Below are 255 nucleotides of genomic sequence, written 5' to 3' on the forward strand. Positions count from 1 at the left end.
ATGGTCCCCCCATATTCAGTCAAGATTTCACGTGTCTCGACCTACTCGATTTCACTTTAAGGTTGCTGTCGTGTACGGGACTATCACCCTGTATCGTTGTCCTTTCCAGAACATTCCACTAGCGCCCAAAAAGCTTAAGGGCTGATTCGCGTTCGCTCGCCGCTACTAACGAAATCTCGGTTGATTTCTTTTCCTCGGGGTACTTAGATGTTTCAGTTCTCCCGGTTTGCCTCACTTAGCTATGAATTCACTAAG

General features: G+C 47.1%; 1 rRNA gene. It reads right to left on the reverse strand.

Annotation, left to right across the window (positions count from 1 at the left end):
* A 23S ribosomal RNA gene (locus tag ACSLUO_RS17740) occupies positions 1 to 255 on the reverse strand; the annotation flags it as partial.

This window comes from Thalassotalea agariperforans, assembly GCF_053470345.1.